Raw genomic sequence first — 2,180 nt, forward strand, 5'->3', positions numbered from 1 at the left:
TACAGGCACAGCTCGGCCAGCACCCGCAGCGCTTCGACCTGATTGGTGCCGATCAGCATGGTGGTCACGGGCGAGGCTTTCCAGCGGCTCAGCTGCTCGGCAATGCGTTCTTTGGGGCCGACCAGGGCCACGGCGTCAACCAGCTCGTCGGGCACGGCCGCCTGAGCCTCGGCTTTGCGGCCCGACAGGTACAGGTCCTGAAGCTGGCCGGCCAGCCCCTCATAGCCGAAGTTGCGGACATAGCTGTTGTAGAAATTCTTGCTGCGGGCGCCCATGCCGCCGATGTACAGCGCCAGGCTGGCCTTGACCGGGGCGCGGCAGGCGTCGAGGTCGTCGCCCAGCACACAGCTCACATACGGTGCCAGATCGAAATTCCGCCTGCTCTTGCCGTTGCCGGCCCTGGCAAAGCCGGCCTCAAGCTGGGGCGTGTAGTAGTCGGCGCACCAGTCCGGGCTCATCCATACCGGCAGCAGGCCGTCGGCCAGTTCGGCCGCCAGGGCGATTCCCTTGGGGCCGATCGAGGCGGTGTAGATCTTCATGTCGGGCCGGCCGTGGAGGATGCTCTTGAGCGGCTTGCCCAGACCGCTGGCGTCCGGGCCGGCATACGGAATCTGGTATTCCTGGCCGTCGTAGCGCAGCTTTTGTTCGCGGACAAGAATCTGGCGGATGATGCCGATGTACTCACGGTAGCGTTGCAGTGGCTTGCCGTAGGCTACGCCGTGCCAGCCCTCGATGACCTGGGGGTTGGAGGGCCCCAGCCCGATCAGAAAGCGGCCGTTGGTCAGCCCGTCGAGCGTCATGGCGGTCATGGCGGTCATGGCCGGGGTGCGGGCCTGCATCTGAAAAATGCCCGCTCCGAGCTTGATGGTTGACGTGCGTGCTCCGACAAAGGCCAGAAACGAGACCACGTCTGAGCCCCACGCCTCGCCGGTCCAGACCGAGTCAAAACCCAGCCGTTCGGCTTCCAGAATCACCTCTATGGTTTCGTTCATCTTCGGGCCTGAGTAGCCGCTGACGAGTCCGAGTCGCATACTATTGCCTCCTGTGGGTGTGGGCGGTATGTCTGCACATGTAGACCACGCGGGCAGGGAACTCAAATCCGGGGGAGCACATACACGCATGACGGTCAGCCACGCCATGAACGCCGACCTGAGCCAGCGGGCGGTAATGCACGCCGCAAGCATGGCCTGGCAGGCCAGCCCGAGCCGGACAGTGTGGCGCAAACGGCTGCACCTGGTCGGCAGCTCAGAGGCCGGTCGGGTGACCTCGCTTGTCCGCTACGATCCGAATGCGTCCTTTCCCGCCCACGAACATCCCCACGGCGAAGAAATCCTGGTCCTTGAGGGCACTTTTTCGGACGAACGCGGTGACTGGCCGGCCGGAACCTATCTGCTGAGCCCCGAGGGATTCCGACACGCGCCCTTTTCCAAGCCGGGCTGTACGCTGTTTGTGAAGCTCCGGCAGTACGCCGGGCCGGGCCGCCGGTGCGTCGTACTGCGGACCGCACATCTGGCCTGGCAACCGACCGGGCTGTCCGGCATTGAGCGCAAGCCCCTGTACGCCCAAGCCGGCTTTGCCGACACGGTCGAACTGCAACGCTGGGCCCCGGCCGCCTGTCCGGGGACGGTGTGCTATGAGAGCGGGGCGGAGCTGTTTGTGCTGAGCGGCGGGTTTGAAGATGAATACGGCGCGTATGAGCGCCATGCGTGGCTGCGGCTACCGGCCGGGGCCGTCCACACGCCCGTCTCGCCCGGCGGCTGTGAGCTGTATGTGAAGACCGGCGGGCTGGCCGCTACCGGACAGCACTCCGGGGAGACAGGCTCATGAATACCCGTGTCCGCGCCTGCCTGTGGTTTCTGATCGTCAGCGGCGGGGTGGTGGGCGTCTGGGCGCTCTTTTTTCCGCAGGCATTCTACGACAGCTTTCCGGGCCTGGGCCTCAGCTGGGTGTCGGTCGATGGGCCGTTCAACGAGCATCTGGTCCGGGATGTGGGCGGCGGCTATCTGTCCCTGGCGGCGGTCGCGCTGGTGGCCGTGGTCTACCGGACCCGTGAGCTGGCCCTGGCTGCGGCGCTCGGCTGGCTGGTCGCTCAGCTGCCCCACTTCAGCTACCACATGTATCACCTGGACATGTACCCGGCCCTGATCGACAAAATCGGGAATGTGGTCACGCTGGCCCTG

Annotated in this window: 3 protein-coding genes; 2 read left to right on the forward strand and 1 reads right to left on the reverse strand. The window is 65.6% G+C overall.

The annotated features are described in order from the left end of the window. A partial coding sequence (locus J4F42_22445) for an LLM class F420-dependent oxidoreductase (protein ID MCE2488284.1) occupies positions 1-1,031 on the reverse strand: 1,031 nt, incomplete at its 3' end. Between the two features lie 28 nt (positions 1,032-1,059). Between J4F42_22445 and J4F42_22450 the strand changes: the two genes are divergently transcribed. Further along, entirely contained in the window at positions 1,060-1,827 is a 768-nt protein-coding gene (locus tag J4F42_22450; protein MCE2488285.1) for a cupin domain-containing protein, read from the forward strand. Further along, a partial coding sequence (locus J4F42_22455; GenBank protein ID MCE2488286.1) for a hypothetical protein occupies positions 1,824-2,180 on the forward strand: 357 nt, incomplete at its 3' end. The genes J4F42_22450 and J4F42_22455, both read left to right, overlap by 4 nt.

The sequence above is a fragment of the Desulfurellaceae bacterium genome (assembly GCA_021296095.1).
Lineage (GTDB): Bacteria > Desulfobacterota > Binatia > Bin18 > Bin18 > JAAXHF01.

What these genes read in the sequence shown, in the direction of transcription:
- J4F42_22450 (MCE2488285.1), top strand. Translation starts at nt 1,060, where the DNA reads ATGTCTGCACATGTAGACCACGCGGGCAGGGAACTCAAATCCGGGGGA.